We start from the raw sequence: 19847 nt of genomic DNA on the forward strand, positions 1-19847 counted from the left end.
GATTATACGTAGCAAGTCACAACTTAGATTAATTACTAAAGCAATCCACAAAGTTTCCACATTTGTAGCATATTGCCCACACACTTTTGGATGGTATTCAGATTATGCTTACGGTCAATTGAATGACATAAGAGGTTCGCTATGAAGCAATTATCTGCACTTTCTGTTTTAGCTATTTCGTTGTTAGCCACAGCGACCTGACTTTGCATCGTTTGATATAGATGGCAATGGGGCGATTGATTTTACTGAGTTTAGTGAACAGCCTATGCCAGAAGATATGCTGCAAACCATTTTTAATGACATGGATGCTGATCAAAATGGTGAAGTAACTGAAGACGAGTTCAACAACCATAAACCACCAAAACGTAAGGAAAATCAACGATGATCAACAGTGTTTCATCGGGTGCGAATTTTCAGCCCATGCAACGACCTCAAGCAGAGCCGTTGACCAGTGAGCAAACAGAGTTAATGAATGAAACCTTAGCTCAGTTTGATCCTGAAAACTTAACTGCAGAAGATGCACAATCTATTATGCAAACATTTATGGATGCGGGTATTCAACCGGGTCAAGAAATGGAAGCAATTATGGCTGAAGCTGGCTTTGATGCCGCTGAAGTCGGTGAATTAGGTCCTCCTGAAGGTGAGCGTCCGCCTGGTCCGCCACCACCGCCGCCAAGTGGTAACTCACTTGAGCAGGTTGATAGCGAAGAAGTTGTCAGTTATTTAGATGAGCTGTTAGCGCAATATTCTGATCAACTGGGAGAAGAAGATAAAGAAGCGATTCTAGCCTCTGTGCAAGAAAAGTTTGGTTTATCTGAAGGTGATTCGCTGTTATCGGTCACAGCGTAAATCACAAAGCGGTCATGATGACCGCTTTTTTATATCTAGCTTTATTAATCACATATTAAAGTGACGCGGTGAAAGCCTTTATTTCGTTTTGTGCTGTTTCTAAGCTTTGCTCTGCACCTGGCATTGCAAGGCCTTCAGCGTAAATAAAGTTAACATCAGTCATACCCACAAAACCAAGTACATCTTTTAAGTATTTAGTTTGTGTATCCATGTCGGTGCCTTGATATACACCACCACGGGCAGCAAGTACCACTACTTTTTTGTCTTTAATTAAACCTACAGCGCCTTGCTCTGTGTATTTAAATGTAATACCAGCACGAGCAATACGATCAATCCAAGCTTTGAATGTTGATGGAATACCAAAGTTATACATTGGCATACCAATAACAATCAGTTCGTTATCGTTAAGTTCGGCAATTAAATCGTCAGAAATTGCAGCAAGTAGCTTTTGCTCATCGCTACGTTCGTTTGCATCAGTCATCCAAGCAGCCATTTCTGTCTGCGTTAAGTGAGCAATCGCATTGTCGCTTAAATCGCGAGTTGTTACTGAAATTTGTTGGTTGTTAGCAAGCTGCTCAACAAATAGTTGGCTAAGCTTGGTTGAATTACCTTGTTCACCATTTAAAGATGAATTTAACACAAGTACTTTTTTCATCATGTCACCTAAGAAAACTGAAGTTGTGCAGCTATTATAATTAGCAAAAATTAAATTAATAATGCTATTAATCGAGCGTTACGTTCGTTTTAAACGAATGGAAGAGGTGTCTAATTTTTTTGAATTAGTCTTTTTTTGTAATTTAATGTTACTATTGCCGCGACAATAAAAAAGAAATGGACTTTATTATGAAGTACTTACTGCTTACTCTTTTTGCAGTGCTGAGCTTAATGCCTCGTGCTGCTGAAAACACACAACTCCCTGTAGAATCATTCGCCTCTTTACGCGCTTTTAGCCAAGTAAAATTTTCGCCAAATGGTAAAAATTTATCGTTTATTCGAAATGTAAATGGTGAGCTGGTTTTAATGGTTTATAACCGTAAAACTAAAGAAGCTGATTCTATTATTCGTTCAGATAATCACACTATTTTCTTCGATTGGTATGAATGGGCAAATGATGAGGTACTACTTTTAGGTGCCCGCTATATTCAACGTCAATTTGGCGGCCCTAAATATACCTCTACCCGTTTATATGCATATAAAATTGGTGGTGATGGCAAGGCGAAACTGGCTATAAAGCCTAACTTTAATCGTGATGAACGCCAACCGCAATTTGGTGATCAGGTAATCAGCTTTTTACCCGATAAAAAAGATAAAATTTTAGTTCAAGGTGATTTTGATGTTGCCAATGCCCCTGGCGTGTATGAACTTGATTTAAGTACACTTCGTAAGAAAAAAATTCAGCGCTCACGTAGTAAAGTTATTGATTGGACAGCAGACCGCCAAGGTAATGTGCGTATTGCCCTAAAAATGGATGAAGACGAATTTGAATATATTCTTTATGACGAAGATCGAGATAACCGTAAAACGTTATTCAAATATAAAGCATTTAGCCCTGATGTAGTGACTGTTTTGGGCTTCGATAAAGACCCTAATATTCTTTACTTCAAAGCTCTTAAAGATGGCTATGATGCGCTTTATAAAATGGACCTAACGACCATGAAAAAAGAGTTAGTGTTCAGCGATGATAACTATGACTTCGACGGTCATATATTCTATTCATCTCTTACAGGTGAAGTAGCAGGGTTTACGCACTCTCAATTAGATGAGGGGATCCGTTACTGGGATGAAGATTTAAATAACCTTTATAATGGCTTACGCGCTGTATTGCCGGCAGATAAGTTTGATATTGATATTATTGATACCAGTAAAGAACAGCGTCAATATGTGGTTTACGTTTCAGGTGAGCAAATCCCTGGTACCTATATGTTGGGTGACCGGGATTCTAACGAATTAACTGCATTTGCCTCGGCATTTCCAGATGTTGATGAAACTGTTTACAGCGGTAAAAAGAAAATTAGTTATAAAGCCCGTGATGGGTTAACTATTGAAGGGTATTTAACTCTACCTGTGGGTTACAAAGAAGGGGATAAGTTACCAACAATTGTGTTCCCTCATGGCGGGCCGATGGCTCGTGATTACGCTGGTTTTGACTATTGGACTGCGTTACTTGCTTATAATGGTTATGCAGTACTGCAACCAAACTTCCGTGGTTCAAGTGGCTATGGCCATGAATTTGAGATGGCTGCAGTTCAAGGTTTTGGTAAAGAAATGCAAGATGACTTGCAAGATGCGGCGAATTGGCTTGTTGAAGAAGGTATCGCTAATGAAGATAAAATTTGTATAGGCGGGGCAAGTTATGGTGGCTATGCTGCATTAATGGCAGTGGTTAAACACCCTGAAACATTCAAATGTGCAGCAAGCTTTGCTGGCGTTACTGATCTTGAGCGTATTGTTAGTAAAGCGCGTTATTTCACTAATAAAGAAATTGTGCGTAAGCAATTTGGAACTGATGGCGATAAACTAGAAAAAGTGTCGCCTGTTAATTTTGCAAAGCAAATTAATCGTCCGGTGCTATTGGTTCATGGCTCTGATGATAATGTAGTGCCTGTTTATCATAGTCGTGAAATGGATGATGAACTTAAAGACGAAGGCAAAGATGTTACTTACATTGAGCTCGAAGATGGCGACCATTACTTATCGCACCAGCCGTATAGAATTAAAACGTTGAAAGCGTTTTTAGAGTTCTTCGATAAGAACTTGAAAAACTAGAATTAGCAAAGAAAAAGGCGACCTAGGTCGCCTTTTTTAATACCTGATTCTGCGTCAATTTTATTTATAAGCTAATTCAGCATCAATATTGCGCATTAAGTTGGTAACCCAATTGATATATTGGCGGTGGATTTTTTTACCATTGTAATCAAGGTTTATCGAATCTTTGTAATCAATAGAATATTCTTGCTCGTTAAACGTAATATCAACGCGTAATTGGTGTTTACGAATATCAAGTTTACCTAAGATTTGGCCTTCGGCATTTGAACGACACGTCCAGCCTAGTTTCATACATGCTTTTAAAATATTGGTTTTGATACTTTCAAGGTCATGTTGGCCAGACGCCATTTGCGGTACAGGGTTTGCGTCAAAGTTACGAATAGGCACACTGGTGCTACAAGCAGAAAGTGTAAGTAGCGTAAGAAGTGCAAGAGCTGCCTTTTTCATAGTAAGTCCTTTTTGGAAATAAAATCAGCGCGATTATGCGCTTTTTTTACTGTAGGGTCTAGGCATCGGGTAAAAACCACGCACTAATTGCACCAAGTAAGCCTAAGATACTATAGAAAAAAATTAACTCTGCAGTCGTTAAGTAGGTATTTAGTAAGCCGACGCTACCTAGCAGTAATAATATAACCCCGATCACCGTATTACTAACAGAGACATAGTCTGTGCGCTTGTTTCCTTCAGCCATATCAACAAGGTAGGTCTTACGACCAAGGCGAACCCCTTGATGAGCTACGGTGAGTAAAAAATAACATAGCGGTAATAGCCAAAATTCATTGAGCGTTTGTGGGCTCAAATAAGCAAATAAATAAACGGCAAACCCGTTGAGGGTGACTAGCATTGCTGCAAATACTAATACTTTGCGGCTCGATAAATCACTTAATCGCCCCCAAATTGGCGCAGAGACTAAGCTGGCAAGCCCCGAAAGCGCCATAAATGTAGCAAGTAGTGAAAAGTCGAAAGCCTGTTCACTGGCAAGAACGATATAAAACGGTGCGCTCAAAGCAGAACATAGCAACAACGCACGAGTGATAATAAAGTGGGCAAATTGCTTATCTTGGTAAAGCAGTTTTAATTTTGATAAAGCATGCAAAAAGCCGTTTTCAGCGCCCTCGGTTGCGCCTTTGTATTCTTGAATGCGGCTATAACTGAGCGCTGCAAACAGCCACATTAAAGCGGCCAGCATTAAAGCAACATACACCCCATTTTCATAGCCAAGGCTTTGTAGATACCATAAACCAAGACCAAAGGTGAGCGTTGCAAATCCGGCAAAACTCGCAGCAAGACCACTAATGCTGCCTCGTTGTTGTTTAGGTATGACCTTGCCTAATACATCTTTTGCAGCAATGGAATTAAAGCCACGAGCAAGGCTAAAGATAATCAAAATAGCTATGATAGCAAAACCTGCCGTTGCACCTTGCAGTGTTAAAGCACAAATAAGCATGCCAACAATACACAAGGCTTGCACTATGGCGCCAATCACCCAAACCCACTTTCTGACAGGCAGCCTACGAATAGCACTTGCGATGGCCAGTTGTGGCAACATTGAGCCTGACTCACGAATAGGCACAAGCCAAGCAATAAAACTACTTGGTACATTAATGCTCTGTAAAAGCCAAGGCAGGGTCACTTTAGGGTTTAACAGGGCATCTGCAAACTTACTAAATAGTTGGCTTACTAATAAGGTAAGAAAATTGCCGGGCACTACTTTACAAGCAGCTTCATCAATTGCTTTGCAGGCACGGGCATCCTCGGTGTTACTGAGGCGTTGGTAGATATCTTCTTTGCTGAGCTTTTGCATACTTTTTATTTTTATGAAAAAGGGCATTTAAGCCCTTAAAAATCTTCCTTAGAGTGGCGCTCTGCTAACTGCTCAGCTTCATCACCCCATGTTTTGTTTACTCTGCGACCTCTTTGCACTGCAGGGCGGCGCTCAATTTGTTTTGCCCAGCGCATCACATGGCTATATGACTCAACATCTAAAAACTCTGCCGCATCGTATAAATTGCCAAGTACCAAGCTGCCATACCAAGGCCAAATAGCGATATCGGCAATTGAATATTCGCTACCAGCCATGTAGTCATGGTCGCTTAAATGACGGTTTAATACGTCTAACTGGCGTTTTACTTCCATGGTGAAGCGATCAATTGGGTACTGCATCTTGAAAGGGGCATAACTATAAAAATGACCGAAGCCTCCACCTAAGTATGGGGCTGAGCCCATTTGCCAAAATAGCCAATTACGACATTCTGTTTTACTGGTGTGATCGCTTGGGATCAGCGCATCAAACTTTTCTGCCAGGTATTGTAAAATTGCACCTGACTCAAACACGCGAGTAACGGGCGTTGTACTGTGATCCATTAAGGCTGGGATTTTTGAATTAGGGTTAACACTTACAAACCCTGAAGAGAATTGGTCACCATCGCCAATTTTAATTAAAAATGCATCGTAGTCAGCTTCATCAATACCAAGCTCTAATAGCTCTTCGAGCATGATAGTGACTTTTTGGCCGTTTGGTGTCGCAAGCGAGTAGAGTTGTAGGTCATGTTTACCAACGGGCAAGTCTTGCTCGTGGGTTGCACCTGAGACCGGACGATTCGTCTTCGCCCATTCACCACCGTTTTCTGCATCCCATTGCCACACTTTAGGTGGCGTATAACTGTCGGTATTACTCATTGAAACTCCTAAATTGTGCTTTAATGAATGTCAGTACGAGATTACCATCCTAGTTGATCAGATAGAGCAAGGGAAGTACAGTTATTAATTATGAATAACAAGGAGAATGACATGAAAAAGCATGGTTTAGCCATTGGCCTTGAGCGAACTAGCACGACTTTTTATCTCACAATTAAAGTAGTCGGAAAGCTTACCCACGAGGATTATAAAACTCTCACTCCTCTTATAGATAATGCTGTAGCAGCAGTTCCGAGTGCAAAAATAAGAGCCTATGTTGATATTACTGAGTTAGAAGGCTGGGAGTTACAAGCGGCGTGGGATGATTTTAAGTTAGGCCTTAAACATAACAAAGAGTTTTGCCGTATAGCTGTGCTTGGTAACAAAAACTGGCAACAAGTGGCAAGCAAAGTGGGTAACTGGTTTATCAGTGGCGAAGTGAAATACTTTGAAGACCCGATCATTGCCACTGAGTGGTTACACGAATAAGGAGTTAAGTGATAAAAAACAGTCAATTAAAGGTAGCAACGTTTAATTTATATAATTATTTAGCGCCACCTGACGCATTTTATGATTTTCAGCGCATTTATAGCGCTGAGCAGTGGGCCAAAAAGCAGCGCTGGTTGGCCGATTACCTTAAAAATCAGCAGCCAGATATTATTGGCTTTCAAGAAGTGTTCAGTATCAATGAACTAAAACAACAAGTTAACGCAGAGGGTTACCCTTATTTTGCAGTGGTTGATGAGCCAACGGTGATTGATGACTTTATTTATCGCGATCCGGTTGTGGCCATTGCCTCACGCTATAAAGTTGTTGCTGTCAGTCAGGTTGAGGCAGAGCAAGATGATATTTTAGCGATGGGCTTGAGCGATAATTTTAACTTTAGCCGCAGTATTATTCGCGCGACACTTGAAGTACCTCACTTAGGACACGTCGATTGCTATGTAGTGCACTTTAAATCAAAGCGCAGCATGCTCCATCACCAAGATGATGAAAGCCACAGCGAACAGCAAAACTTAGTTATGCAGTTAAAATCGCAAGCCCTTGGGCGCTGGGCATCAAGTATGCAGCGTGGCAGTGAAGCAGCGCTGTTACTCGTTGAAATTATTAAGCGCAGAGCGCACACCAATAACCCTGTGATTGTGATGGGGGACTTTAATAATGAGTTACACGATGGTGTGCTTAACCATTTAATCGCTGACCACCTTCGTTTTAGCGGTCATAGGCAAAATAGCCCATCTCGTTCAGAGTTCAAACTACAAGATAGTTGGCAACTCTATCAGCGCCATGTTGTCACCGAGAACGACAGAGAAGCCACCCACTATTTTGGTAGTAGCAGCTCAGTATTTGATTATATTTTGTTATCCCGTGAGTTTGATGCCGGGTTTCAGGGTAGCTTTTTTGAGGTGGTTGATTATCACACCTATGATCAGCACTTGATCAACCCCCAATTTGCCTATGATGATCAAAGTACCGACCATGGCGTTGTGATGGTGACAATGAAGTTAAGGAGTTGAAACTGACCACTTTCTGCTGCTAGTGTTGAACTATAAGCTATAAGGGAGCAAGCTTTGATGGTTAAACTCAAATGGAAGTTAGTAGCGGGTATTCTAGGTGGAGTAGTACTACTTTTATTCGTAATAAAGTACACATCTGTTATTGTTCAAATGAAAGATAACATTACTACGTCTTTATTTTACGTATTATTTTCACTTACAGTAGTAGCACTAGTATTGTTATTTAGGTTTTTTATGAGCCTATATAAACAATTGAAATATAGCTCTAAACGTGGGAGTTAACTTATTAATTTTTTATCCAGCCGATACTTAAAAGATATCGGCTGCCAGACGTTACCCGCGTTACCTGATGTTCGCAGATATCAGGACGGAATAATTTGATTCGTGAGCTTTCATAGAGTGGGGCAGAGCAGATAAACTTCCCACCTGCACGCGCTTTTTTGAGTACAATATTAAGCCTGAAATGTTTACCACTAGCGACTTTATCGGTGTGAGCCGCTATTTCACTGCCCTCAGGAAAACGCAAAATATACATATCAAATTTAATTGGCCAGCGGGCTGTGCAAATTAGCATTTTATCGTAGCCTGAAAGTTGCCTGCCTTTTTCAAAACGAAAGAGCTTCTTAAATAGTGTAGGTGTGGTCATTATTATTTAAAAGCTGTCAGTTTAAAGCTTAGGGCTCTTTTGCTTATCACGCTTTGCCATAATATAGCCGATGAATGCGCCGCTAATTGCGCCGAATAAATGGCTTTCGAATGAAATATGAATGCGCTGCGGGAAGACACCCCAAATCAGGCCGCTATATAACACAACAACCGCAATACTGATTAAAATGGCTTTGAATGAGCGGTGCATAATGCCGTAGCTAATTAAATAGCCCCATAAACCGTAGATAACACCACTTAGTCCTACATGAATATTGCTGCGGCCAAATAGCCATACTAATAACCCACCAATGAGCGCTGTGCCTGCAAACACCAGCCAAAAGCGTTTTACGCTAAATTGGCAAACTAGCCAGCCGAGAATAGCAAATGGCACTAGGTTACTAAAAAGGTGTGCCCAGCCACCATGTAAAAATGGCGCAAAAAACACCCCTGATAAACCAGATATCTGTCTTGGCAAAATACCTAAGCCGTTTAAGTTTATGCCGGGTAGGGTATTAATTATTTGCAGTACCAAGCACATCAGCATAATGCCTAAAATTGCGAATCGCTTACTACTGATAGGAGGAATTTTGACAGCTTTTTTTTCAGTCATGATGAGAAGCTCTTAAATCAATGTGACCGAATGAGTATAACTTATTAAAAGTGAAGGTAAACACCTTGATATGCAAGGTGTTTGCTAAAGGTTTAGGGCATGTTGACCTAGTTTAACCTAATTTGGTTAATAGTTTTTTCGCAGCAAGTTCAGAACTTGCAGGGTTTTGCCCTGTGATTAGTAGGCCATCTTCAATCGCAAGCTCGCCCCAATCATCGGTTTTTTGATACTGACCACCTTGTTTGATTAGCTCATCTTCAACAAGTAATGGCACGACATTGGTAAGTTGTACGGCATCCTCTTCTGAGTTACTAAAGCCGGTTACTTTTTTATCAAATACCACAGATTTACCAGCTGCATTTTTCGCATTCAGTAATACGGCACTGGCGTGACATACTGCACCCACTGGTTTCTCTGAGTTAAGAAATTGCTCTATCAAGCTAATTGAATCTTGGTTATCAACTAAGTCCCATAACGGACCATGGCCGCCAGGGTAAAATACCGCATCAAAATCATCGGCTTTAACTTCAGCCAGAGGTTTAGTATTAGCCATTAAAGTTTTTGCCGCACTGTCTTGCTCAAAACGTTTTGTGGCATCGGTTGCTGCATCAGGGGCTGCACTATTTGGATCAACCGGAGGTTGGCCACCTTTAACAGAAGCTAAAGTTACCTCTGCACCGGCATCAATAAAGGCGTAGTAGGGCGCCGCAAATTCTTCGACCCAAAAGCCCGTTTTATGGCCGGTATCGCCAAGTTCATCGTGTGAAGTGAGTACCATTAAAATTTTCTTAGCTGACATAGTGAATCCCTTTTTGTGTATTAAACATCGTTAATAACACTATAGGGGTGAAAATCGAGTTAAACAACGCAGATAAATTTGACTTCATTGGTTTAATAATTGATACAATTATTCAGGTTAGATTAGGAGTTTTTATGAAAGTATCGTTTGAGCAATTAAAAAGCATGGTGGTGTTTGCCCACATTGTGCAGCAAGGCAGCTTAACTAAAGCGGCTCAACAACTTGGTTTATCAAGGGCCGTTGTCAGTTACCACTTAAAGAAATTAGAACAGCAATTAAAGCTGACGTTACTTAATCGCTCAACGCGCACCATGACCCTTACCGAAGCTGGTATGGCTTATTATGAACGTTGTCAGGCTATCACTGAGCACGCTGAGGCTGCTAACTTACACCTTGAGAATTTAAAGAGTGAACCGGTTGGGGTTATCAAATTGAGTTGTCCGGTGAATGTTGGCTTACAACTTGTGGTACCGGCACTGGCTCAGTTTAAGCGTTTGTATCCGAAAATTGATATCGATTTACAGCTCAGTGATGATGTGGTTGATATTATCAAAGAGGGCTTTGACTTAGCGATTAGAGGCGTGGCCCTTGAAAGCTCAAACTTACAAGCCACTAAACTTGCAAGTATGGCTACCTGCTTATGCGGTTCAGTCGATTACTTTACAAAATACCCTATACCAAAGAGCATTGCCGATTTAGCGGAGCATACATGGGTGGTGTATCAACCAAGTAGTGCTGTTGTCACGCTCGAAAAAGATAAACGCCGCTTTGAGGTGGCAGTTAGTGGTGGCATAAGTACCAACAACGCTGCTGCACGAACTGCCTTTGTAGAAGCTGGGCATGGCTTAGCGAAAATCCCAGTTTATGATGCATTGCCAAGGATCAAAGCAGGATTGTTACGCACAATCTTAGATGATTACAAAACTGCTGATATTGAACTTTATGGCGTATTCCCGCCAGGGGCGGCGGGAAGTAAAAAACTGCGGGTTTTACTTGATTACTTGAAGGATTATTTTACTAATCAAGTAGCCACTATGACGATTTAAACAAGCGTGCGATTAAATAAAGCGACTGCTTGTTGATACATGCTGATGGCAAGCACTGGGTCGTATCGGTCGCCTTCGTCGCGCATAAACGCATGTTGGGCGTTTACTTCTTGCCACTGGTAATTAATGCCTGTTGCCACCGCTTGTTGGTAAATTTTAAGGCGGCCTTCTTTTGGTACATGTGGGTCTTGTTTACCCCAAACAAAGTGGATCTCACCTTTAATATCTGCCATGCGCTCAAATGAGTTATTACCTGCTTGTGCTGGTAAAGTATCACTGTGTATATCTGTCGCGTATAAACAAAAAGCGGCTTTGATACTTGGGTTTAATGCGGCACGGTATGCAAGGTGACCACCAATACATACGCCCATGGCACCTACATTTCCTGTGCAGTAATCTTGCTGACGTGCAAATGCAATTAAGGCGTCAGTATCTGAGTCATGGCTCTCAAGCGGTTTTGCCCATTTGTCGGCATTGCCTTTGTCTTTACCAGCATCATCATAGGCAAGTACTGTCCCAATAGGATTTAACTCATGAAAAACTTCTGGCACTAACACGACAAAACCATGACCAGCAAGTATTGCCGCAGAGCGTGCAATTGGTGCTGTTTCTTGGAAAATTTCAGAATAGAAAATAATACACGGGTATTTACCTTCTTCTACAGGGCGATAAATACTGGTGCGCATTACACCTGTGTTGGTCGATATGTCGTGGCTCTGGTGCTGAATAATCATGTTTATCCTTGTAAAAAACGGTTTAGCTAATAATACCTCAGCCCCACCTTTTGGACGAGTCAAAGCCCTTGAAATTTATTGATGCTCAGTTAACTCTCTGAGGCAGGATACTGCATACAGCTTGCGTAATAGGTAAGAGTAGCAGGCCAGTCAGAGAAAATAGCCATCACACCCACTTGCTTAGCAAGGACGTCTACCACTTTCATCATTTGCCCATCTTGTTTAATTACACTGGCAATCGACTGGTAATAATAACCACCGCCATTATTTAATGGGCCAGAGCGCTCTAAACTCCAAGTAATGATGTTCAGTCCGGCTTGTTTAGCTTTAATAGCATAAAGCGATGGCACGATTTTACCTGACTCATCAAGGCTTAAAAGCATCCACATTGGCGGTGCGATAATGCGTACTCCCTCGTTATATAGAGCCTGCATTGATGGCTGCCAAGTTGTTTCATCCATAGCATCAAAGTCTGCTTGCTCATCTCGGCCATCAAGATAAATACTGTTGCTTGCAAATTCAGGGTGATTGTTTAGCCAATACTTCACATCTTCAAGATTAAATGATTGCGGATAAACATCTTGGCTATTCACACCTAAATCCCGATACTCATCAAGCATTTTTTGCGCATAATCTTGCTGGCTAAAACCGTTAAATGGCATGCTAACTTCTGGGCTTTTTAGCTCGGGTGTCATTTTTACACCTAGTGATTTAAATAACTCAATGCTTTGCTGGTGAGTCATAACAGTGCCACTGTTTGCGTATAAATCAGTGCGCCAGCTTGGTGTTCCTTGCATATATTCTGCGACGGTTTTGGCGTTTGGGTTGGCGCCATCCATTTTAGCCTTTAAGGTTAAAAACTCAGCCTGGGTGATATCGCTGGTGCAGCATTTAGCCTGAGCTGGTTGGCCGTCTTTGGCCGGGGTAAAAGGTTGGCTGCATTTTGCAGCCAACTCAGGAATCGCTAAAATGTTGGTAGTGGTGTGTAAATCGCACTGTGAATGGCGACACACGAGTTGTTTGTCTTTAGTAAAGGCGACGTCACATTCAAGTATGCCAGCGCCCATTCTTGCAGCGGCTAAATATGACTCTTTGCTGTGCTCAGGAAACTGCATAGGGGCACCGCGATGACCAATTACAAAATCAGTTTTATAGAAAGGGCCATTACCGCATTCAGCAAGTTGCTGCTTTAAAGGCCCATCAGGCATATTGTCGATTAAATAGTAAGGCCTAGCACCCACTTGCACTGCCTGCTCCTTGGGCAGACTCTTACAGCCTTGAATAACGAAAACTAAACAACATAAAACCAGTGCGCGCATATCAGCATTCCTCTAATCGAATAGAGTTTAGTCTATCATGACTCCGTGGCAGTTTTATTAAGTTTCTGATTTATAATAAGTGCTAATAAGATAATCGCTGCGCCGATGGCAAGCTTGATGATATCGGCATCACGATTCCATATTACAATATTAACGATGATCCCTGCTGGGATCAGGAGGTTATTCATGACAGCCAAGGCACCTACATTAACGATGGTCGCGCCTTTATTCCAAGCGAAATAACCAAGCCCTGAAGCAATCGTGCCTAAGTAAATTAACACGCCCCACTGTGTAGTAGTGGTGGGCAGCTTACTGGTATCACCAAATAAACCGTAACAAATCAGAGCGACAATTAAAGCACCAATAAAGAACCAAGCAAACACTCGAGAGTGGGGGAGTTGCTCATCTTGCATTAAACGTTTGTAGGTTACTTGCCCAGTGGCAAAGCAAATATTAGCAGCCTGCACCATTAACATACCAATAAGATAGTTTTCATCGACGCCTTCATAGCGAATAGCAACGGCACCTAAAATAGCTAGCATTGCGGCGAATAAAAACTTGGCATTAAAACGCTTTTCAAGCAAATCGTTTAACAAAGTGATGTAAAGTGGCGTCATTACCGTGAATAGCAGTACCTCGGGCACGCTAAGGTACAAAAACGAATGGTAATAGAAGCTGTACATCACACCAAGTTGTACTGCGCCTATTGCCATGAGCTTTAGTGCTAAGGCTTTAGGGGTTTTACGCCAGTGTAAAAAGGGCAAAAACACGCAAGTTGCCAAGCCAATGCGCATTAACACACTAAACCATGCATCCACTTGGCCTGCTAAATAAACACCAATAAGACTAAACGAAAAGGCCCAAAGCAGGGTTACAGCAAATAAGTAGGTCATGTTATTCGAGTTATGTGCAAAAAAGGGCAGTGTATATGAGATGGCTGAAAATTAAAATTGCCCATGACGGATAATACGCGGTCATGGGCAATGGGGGGGTTAGGGTTGACTGGCAACAAAGGCTTTTGCTTGTTGCTTTAATAGCTCGAGTGCGTTGCTATCGTAAAACGTGCTGTGCGAGACAACACCCTTTAGTGTTTGTGTATTACGAATATCAATAAGCGGGTTTTCTGAAAGCAAAATGAGATCGGCTACTTTACCTTCACTTAGTGCACCGTATTGCTGTTGTTTATTTAAAAATTTAGGCCCCGCAAGTGTTGCGGCTTGCAGCGTTTGCAGTGGTGTTAGGCCATATTCAGTAAAAATACTCAGTTCTTGGTGCAAAGAAAGCCCCGGATAAATATACGAATTTAAAAAGCCCGCATCTGTGCCTGCAATAATGCTCACACCTGCTTGTTGGGCGATAGGGAGTAACTGTGCGGTTTTAATAAAACGCTCTTTGCGCTGTTTGATTTGTGCTGGGGTGTCTTTGTTAGCTCTATCAACTCGCCATTGATACGTAGCTTTTAAACCTTTACCTAAATAATCTAAATAGGCATCGTCTTGATGATTGTCTTCATCAATGTAAGCCGTTATTTTGCCACCAATCAAGGTCGGCACCACGGCGGTGTCGTTGTTAGCAAGAACCGTAAACTTCTTAATGGCTGTAGGCTCATCAAACTGCGCGGTGATAATGGGTAGTGAAGTTCGATAACTCAACTCTTTTGAGGCAACCTTTGCAGAAATATCTGCTTCGTTTTTAGCCGCAGCTTTAAGCATGTAGGTCATATGCTCAATCGCATCAAGACCCGCCTTGGAGACATCAGTCACAGACAATGAAAAAGGAATATGACCCGAAATTTGGTAACCCCGTTTTTTAACCTCTTTTACTGCCTTTAGATAAAGCTCAGGCGTTAAAGCGCTGTCGGTAATTTTGATAAAATCAACGTCCATGCTGTCTAACAGATCCATTGCAGCATGCATTTCTTCAGTCGTTTCTACTTCTAAATCACCAGGCCAAATAGACCCTTTACCTTCTAATTTCGGGCCTGAGGTGAAAATAGTTGGGCCCACTAACTGACCTTGTTTTACTTGTTCTCGCCAGCTAAGTACAGATTCACTCAAATCAGCTGCAGCATCACGAACGGTTGTTACGCCGTAGGCTAAATACAATGGTAATAGCTGTTTATTCTCTTCAATAAGCTCATCACCACCGCCAAAATGGACATGCATATCCCATAAACCTGGCATGACATACTGACCTTTTGCATCAATAAATGTTGAGCTTTGGTATTGGCTACTTAAAGGTTTATCGCTACGTTTGATGATAATTCCATCGCGAATGGCAAGAGATTGCTTTGCTGAGATAGCCCCAGTTTGCATATCAATAATTTGGGCGTTTTCTATCACGATGTCAGCGCGCTCATCTGGGGTTGATGAACATGCAGCTAAAGCTGAGCAAAGTCCTAAGAGTAAAGCGTTTTTCATGTATGAACTCGTGTTTTTCTTTGAGATTAGCAAAAACGAGTTAACTGACAATTGCTTTGAGGTGAATAGGAATAAAAGTGGGGTGAAAGTTTAATTACTACTTAAAAAGTATGAGGATTTCCCCTCATACTTTAAACATCATGGTGATTATTCAACTAAACCACGACGCTTTAATAGTGCGTCTGTTGTTGGTTTTTGACCACGGAACTCAATGTAGCTTTGCATTAAGTCGCGGCTGTTACCTTTTGATAAAATCTCTTTACGGAAATTATCACCGTTTTCACGTGTTAAACCACCTTCTTCGGTCATGTGTGCAAACGCATCTGCTGCGAATACTTCAGTCCAAAGGTAAGCGTAATAACCCGCTGAGTAACCACCGGCAAAGGTGTGGCTGAAGTAGCAAGACTTATAGCGTGGTGGTACTGGGTAGTAAGCAATACCGTGCTTGTCTAACGCATCATGTTCAAACTTTTGAACGTCTGTAATGTCAGCATCAACACCAAATGAGTGCCATTCCATATCAAGCAGTGCCGCAGCTAAATACTCAGTTGTATCAAAGCCTTGGTTAAATTTTTGTGACTCAAGTACTTTATTTAAAAGCGCTTGTGGAATTGGTTCACCTGTTTTGTAGTGCTTGGCATAGTTTGCAAGTACTGTTGGTTCAATATTCCAGTCTTCGTGTGCTTGCGAAGGGAACTCAACAAAGTCACGAGCAGTGGCTGTACCCGCTAAGCTTGGGTATTTAACGTCAGAGAATAAACCGTGCGCAGCATGACCAAACTCATGGAACATAGTCGTTACTTCAGAGAAAGTCATGAGTGTAGGTTGACCTTCAGCTGGCTTAGGAATGTTCTGCGCGTTGTAGATCACAGGCATAGTGTCTTTAAGACCGCTTTGGCTAACATAGGCACTCATCCAGGCACCACCACGTTTACCTTCACGTGCGTAAGGGTCCATGTAGAATAGGCCAATAGCGCTACCGTCTTCGTTAAATACTTCAAACACCATGACGTCTTCGTGATAAACCGGTAAGTCTTTACGCTCTTTAAACGTAATGCCGTAAAGTTTATTCATCGCAAAGAATAAACCGTCGTGGATCACTGACTGCATTTCAAAGTAAGGCTTAACTAACGCAGGGTCTAAGTCGTACTTCTCTTGGCGAACTTTTTCAGCGTAAAACGCCCAGTCCCAAGGTTGAAGCGCAAACGTTTCACCTGACTTTTTAATTACTTGTTGGATTTGCTCTGCTTCTGCTTCTGCTTTAGCAACCGCTTTCGGTGCTAAGTCATCAAGGATGCCGTAAACATTTTCAGTTGTTTGCGCCATACGATTAGTCATTACATACGAAGCCCAATCTTTATAACCAAGTAATGCCGCTTTTTCTGCACGTAGCTTAGTTTCTTTGATGATGATAGGGCTGTTTGTTGCTTGTGCACGCGTTGAAGAAGTTGTCCAAATCTTTTCACGAAGTTTGCGGTTTTCAAGGCTTTGTAAGATAGGTTGGCGAGTCGTGTTCACCAATGTGATCATGTAACCTTCTTTACCTGCTTTTTTGGCAGCAGCTGCAAGGCTTGCAATTTCACCTTCAGATAAACCAGCTAGCTCGCTTTTATCTTTAACTAAAATCACATCTTCTTTAAATGATTTTAAGATATTTTGTGAAAACTCAGTTGAAAGCTTGGCAAGCTCTGCGTTGATTTCACGCATTTTTGTTTTTTCAGCTTCAGTTAGTTTTGCACCCGCGTTAACGAACTTTTTGTAGTAGTAATCAACAAGGCGTTGATCTTCAGCATTTAAAGACGCTTTGTTGTCGTAAATGCTTTGTACGCGAGCAAATAAAGCTTTGTTTAAGTAAATGTCATCAGTGTGAGCTGACATAATCGGCGCCATTTTAGCGGCGATACGTTGGTACTCACTGTCAGAGATTAAACCTGATAAATTAAAAAATGCCTCAGACGTGCGGTCTAATAGCTCACCAGAGAACTCCATTGCAACAAGGGTATTTTCAAATGTTGCTGGTTCTGGGTTGTTTGCAATCTTTGCAATTTCAGCTTTCTGCTGTGCGATGCCTGCTTCAAACGCTGGCTCGTAGTCTTTAGTCGAAATTTTATCAAACTCAGGGGCCATGTATTGTAAAGGGCTTGGCTTGAAAAGAACGTTTTCAACATTAGCTGTTTGTGTTTCAGCGGCAGTTTCAACTTGAGTTTGAGTGTCGGCTTGTTGTGAACTACAAGCAGATAATAAAAGCACACTAGCAATCGTAGTTGCTACTAAGGTCTTACGCATGAGAGCTCCAAAAATGTGGATAAATCTTTTCTAACTTATCAAATTTTTGGCTAGAAACAATCAAGTTTGTCGTCTGAATGGGGAATTTGAACGCAAATAAAGCTGTTGAGGGATAAAAATGTGTAAAAAGCCATCAATTGTGTATTAATGGCTCACTTAAGTAAAAAGTGGCACTAGCTGCCAGTTTAAATCTTGTTGGTAATAAATCACCATAGGTTAGTTGTAACCCAACACAAACTTTTTCTCTGAGCCAAAGCTTTCTGGCATAGCGTTGCCAAACTCTTTGTTAATTAAATTCAGTGAGTGCTCTTGCTCAGCAAGTAAGTTTAAGATGCGGTTACGGTACTCTAAACTTGATTCAAATAAGTTTAGATCAACCAAGGGTTGTAAAGTGGCAAGTTTTTGTGTGAGTGTCATTTGTGACATTGTGTTCTCCTCGTGCTATTCAAAGCCTGTGAAACCTCAAGCTCTCTCTATGTATATAGCAGCTGTAGGCTAAAATAGTTAATAATTAGCGCATATTGCGCATAAAGAACTTAGTATTTACCAAGTTTTCACCTATTATGCCGTGCTAAACTTAGTCACAACTGAACCAAACTGATTTTTACTAGGAATGTTAATTTATGACCCTTGCTGATCTGCAATCTGCATTATCGTTTGTATTGTTCACCTACAACGATGTGCAAATTACTGTACTAAAAGTAATTCAAGTACCTTTGGTACTGTTTTTAATGTGGTTTGTGGTCACCTGGATTGGTCGGTTAATTAAAAAAGCATTACTGGCAAAAAACTTAGGCCCTGACGCGGTTCATTTATTTACCCGTATTTACCTTGTAGTGACCATCGCAGTGCTTGTGTTTACCTCGCTAGAGGTACTCAACATTCCTCTGACAGCGTTTGCATTTGTTTCTGGTGCCATTGCAATTGGTGTTGGTTTTGGTGCGCAAAACATTATCAATAACTTTATTAGTGGTTGGATTTTAATGTGGGAGCGACCAATTCGTATTGGTGATTTTTTAGAAGTGGGCACAGCTAAAGGAGTCGTTGAGACAATTAATACTCGCTCAACCCGTATCCGCCGTAACGATGGGGTGCATATGCTGGTACCAAATAGCCAATTATTAGAAAACACAGTAACTAACTGGACCTTAATTGACCGTAATGCCCGTTCATTTGTGAATGTTGGCGTTGCTTATGGTTCAGACGTGGTGCTTGTAGAGAAGCTGATGAAGCAAATTCTTGATGATCACCCAGCCATTTTAAAAACACCTGCATCATCTGTGTTATTTGATGACTTTGCTGATAGCTCTTTAACTTTTAGTGCCATTTTCTGGGTCTGTGCTGAATCAGAAGCACCGCTTCGCCAAGTGCGCAGTGAGCTGCGTTTTAGCATTTATAAAGTATTTGCTGAAAACAACATTACCATTGCATTCCCGCAGCGCGATATTCATATCGATGGTGAGATAGCTTTAACAAGGCGTAATAACCAAAAATAAAAAAAGCGGCTTAGCCGCTTTTTTTATGCTTGTTCATTGAGCTTTTTCAGCTTCATAGCAAGCAACACCATCATTATGCCAAATACGATGGCATAGGTTGCAACTAGCCAAAGTAGAGTGATTATGCCCGCGCCAGGGTTAAATATCAGATAACCACCAAAGATAATTGAAATAATACCGCTACCAATTAACAGCCATTCATTACTGATCTCTTTGCGTAGTTTACTGGCAATCAATATTTCAATCACGCCGATAGCAATGGCCCATGCGGCAATAAAGTACAGCATTAAGATAGCCGTTACGTTGGGAGCAAACAGGGTTACAAGTGCAGCAGCAATTGAAATTAAACCACCCACTAATAGCATCCACCAAAGTGGGTTTTCATTTTTTGAAGCAATAGCTAACCAAGTTCTAATGGCACCATCGACAAAAAAGTAAGCGGCGAAAATAAACATCAGAATCGCTAATGAGGCTTCTGGGGCAAACCAACCACATAAGCCAAAAACGATGGCAATGGCACCGTGGATCATTAATGATGACCAATGAGGGATCAGTGAACTTGAGATTTGCATAATAGTATCCTTTGCTTAAGTCTCTATATAACTAACATTTCAGTGCTTGCTTGCAAAGATTTTTAATTATTTTTTGTACAGTTACACAAACCATGCTCTAATTTAATTA

At 41.4% G+C, this 19847-nt stretch carries 20 protein-coding genes and 1 pseudogene; 7 read left to right on the forward strand and 14 right to left on the reverse strand.

Annotated features, from left to right (window positions below; genetic code table 11):
- Positions 1-199 precede the first annotated feature (199 nt).
- Positions 200-385: pseudogene (locus tag WA256_RS01515) on the forward strand (EF-hand domain-containing protein); the annotation flags it as partial.
- Entirely contained in the window at positions 382-849 is a 468-nt protein-coding gene (locus tag WA256_RS01520; RefSeq protein WP_335988540.1) for a hypothetical protein, read from the forward strand. The pseudogene WA256_RS01515 and the gene WA256_RS01520, both read left to right, overlap by 4 nt.
- 55 nt (positions 850-904) lie before the next feature.
- Here the strand turns inward: WA256_RS01520 and WA256_RS01525 are convergent, their stop codons facing one another.
- The gene (locus tag WA256_RS01525) at positions 905-1504 is read right to left on the reverse strand and encodes an FMN-dependent NADH-azoreductase (RefSeq protein ID WP_335988542.1); all 600 of its coding nucleotides are present in this window, start codon (positions 1502-1504) and stop codon (positions 905-907) included.
- A 188-nt stretch (positions 1505-1692) separates the two neighbouring features.
- On the opposite strand from WA256_RS01525, the gene WA256_RS01530 reads away from it, so the two are divergent.
- Positions 1693-3615, forward strand: a complete 1923-nt coding sequence (locus WA256_RS01530; RefSeq protein ID WP_335988545.1) for a S9 family peptidase — start codon at positions 1693-1695, stop codon at positions 3613-3615.
- A 60-nt stretch (positions 3616-3675) separates the two neighbouring features.
- Here WA256_RS01530 and WA256_RS01535 read toward each other — a convergent pair whose 3' ends face one another.
- From WA256_RS01535 to yghU, 3 genes are read right to left on the reverse strand one after another with little or no spacing between them, the layout of a single operon-like run.
- Entirely contained in the window at positions 3676-4062 is a 387-nt protein-coding gene (locus tag WA256_RS01535) for a hypothetical protein (protein ID WP_054561969.1), read from the reverse strand.
- A 58-nt stretch (positions 4063-4120) separates the two neighbouring features.
- Positions 4121-5419: an MFS transporter gene (locus tag WA256_RS01540; protein ID WP_335988550.1), complete on the reverse strand. Its 1299-nt coding sequence runs from the start codon at positions 5417-5419 to the stop codon at positions 4121-4123.
- A gap of 35 nt (positions 5420-5454) precedes the next feature.
- A complete protein-coding gene (yghU, locus tag WA256_RS01545; RefSeq protein WP_335988553.1) occupies positions 5455-6294 on the reverse strand; it encodes a glutathione-dependent disulfide-bond oxidoreductase in 840 nt (279 codons plus the stop codon).
- A gap of 111 nt (positions 6295-6405) precedes the next feature.
- Between yghU and WA256_RS01550 the strand changes: the two genes are divergently transcribed.
- Together WA256_RS01550 and WA256_RS01555 are read left to right on the forward strand one after the other, a co-directional pair.
- Entirely contained in the window at positions 6406-6780 is a 375-nt protein-coding gene (locus WA256_RS01550; protein ID WP_335988556.1) for an STAS/SEC14 domain-containing protein, read from the forward strand.
- Between the two features lie 8 nt (positions 6781-6788).
- Entirely contained in the window at positions 6789-7808 is a 1020-nt protein-coding gene (locus WA256_RS01555; RefSeq protein WP_335988558.1) for an endonuclease/exonuclease/phosphatase family protein, read from the forward strand.
- Between the two features lie 286 nt (positions 7809-8094).
- Here WA256_RS01555 and WA256_RS01560 read toward each other — a convergent pair whose 3' ends face one another.
- From WA256_RS01560 to WA256_RS01570, 3 genes are all read right to left on the reverse strand, one after another.
- Positions 8095-8454, reverse strand: a complete 360-nt coding sequence (locus WA256_RS01560) for a 2OG-Fe(II) oxygenase (protein WP_062565092.1) — start codon at positions 8452-8454, stop codon at positions 8095-8097.
- Between the two features lie 21 nt (positions 8455-8475).
- On the reverse strand, positions 8476-9066 hold the full coding sequence (locus WA256_RS01565; protein WP_335988560.1) for a rhomboid family intramembrane serine protease: 591 nt from the start codon (positions 9064-9066) through the stop codon (positions 8476-8478).
- A gap of 112 nt (positions 9067-9178) precedes the next feature.
- On the reverse strand, positions 9179-9865 hold the full coding sequence (locus WA256_RS01570) for a type 1 glutamine amidotransferase domain-containing protein (RefSeq protein WP_062565094.1): 687 nt from the start codon (positions 9863-9865) through the stop codon (positions 9179-9181).
- A 134-nt stretch (positions 9866-9999) separates the two neighbouring features.
- Between WA256_RS01570 and WA256_RS01575 the strand changes: the two genes are divergently transcribed.
- Positions 10000-10911: a LysR family transcriptional regulator gene (locus tag WA256_RS01575; protein ID WP_287242928.1), complete on the forward strand. Its 912-nt coding sequence runs from the start codon at positions 10000-10002 to the stop codon at positions 10909-10911.
- On the opposite strand, the gene WA256_RS01580 is transcribed toward WA256_RS01575, so the two are convergent.
- The 6 genes from WA256_RS01580 to WA256_RS01605 all read right to left on the reverse strand — a co-directional run bounded on the left by WA256_RS01580 (position 10908) and on the right by WA256_RS01605 (position 18096).
- A complete protein-coding gene (locus WA256_RS01580; protein ID WP_304636695.1) occupies positions 10908-11645 on the reverse strand; it encodes a dienelactone hydrolase family protein in 738 nt (245 codons plus the stop codon). The genes WA256_RS01575 and WA256_RS01580 overlap by 4 nt on opposite strands.
- An 89-nt stretch (positions 11646-11734) precedes the next feature.
- Positions 11735-12964 (reverse strand): glycerophosphodiester phosphodiesterase family protein, encoded by a 1230-nt coding sequence (locus WA256_RS01585; RefSeq protein WP_335988566.1) that lies wholly within the window; start codon positions 12962-12964, stop codon positions 11735-11737.
- 35 nt (positions 12965-12999) lie between these two features.
- A complete protein-coding gene (locus WA256_RS01590) occupies positions 13000-13857 on the reverse strand; it encodes a carboxylate/amino acid/amine transporter (RefSeq protein ID WP_054561959.1) in 858 nt (285 codons plus the stop codon).
- Positions 13858-13956: 99 nt separating this feature from the next.
- The gene (locus tag WA256_RS01595) at positions 13957-15384 is read right to left on the reverse strand and encodes an amidohydrolase family protein (RefSeq protein WP_335988570.1); all 1428 of its coding nucleotides are present in this window, start codon (positions 15382-15384) and stop codon (positions 13957-13959) included.
- Between the two features lie 147 nt (positions 15385-15531).
- Positions 15532-17670, reverse strand: a complete 2139-nt coding sequence (locus WA256_RS01600; protein WP_335988572.1) for a M3 family metallopeptidase — start codon at positions 17668-17670, stop codon at positions 15532-15534.
- Between the two features lie 216 nt (positions 17671-17886).
- On the reverse strand, positions 17887-18096 hold the full coding sequence (locus tag WA256_RS01605; RefSeq protein WP_054561957.1) for a hypothetical protein: 210 nt from the start codon (positions 18094-18096) through the stop codon (positions 17887-17889).
- 197 nt (positions 18097-18293) lie between these two features.
- Between WA256_RS01605 and WA256_RS01610 the strand changes: the two genes are divergently transcribed.
- Entirely contained in the window at positions 18294-19166 is an 873-nt protein-coding gene (locus tag WA256_RS01610; RefSeq protein WP_058585510.1) for a mechanosensitive ion channel family protein, read from the forward strand.
- Between the two features lie 23 nt (positions 19167-19189).
- Here WA256_RS01610 and WA256_RS01615 read toward each other — a convergent pair whose 3' ends face one another.
- Complete coding sequence (locus tag WA256_RS01615) at positions 19190-19738, reverse strand: HdeD family acid-resistance protein (protein WP_062564249.1); 549 nt, start codon at positions 19736-19738, stop codon at positions 19190-19192.
- Between the last annotated feature and the right edge of the window lie 109 nt (positions 19739-19847).

The organism is Pseudoalteromonas sp. CH_XMU1449-3, assembly GCF_037027245.1.
GTDB classification, from domain to species: domain Bacteria; phylum Pseudomonadota; class Gammaproteobacteria; order Enterobacterales; family Alteromonadaceae; genus Pseudoalteromonas; species Pseudoalteromonas shioyasakiensis.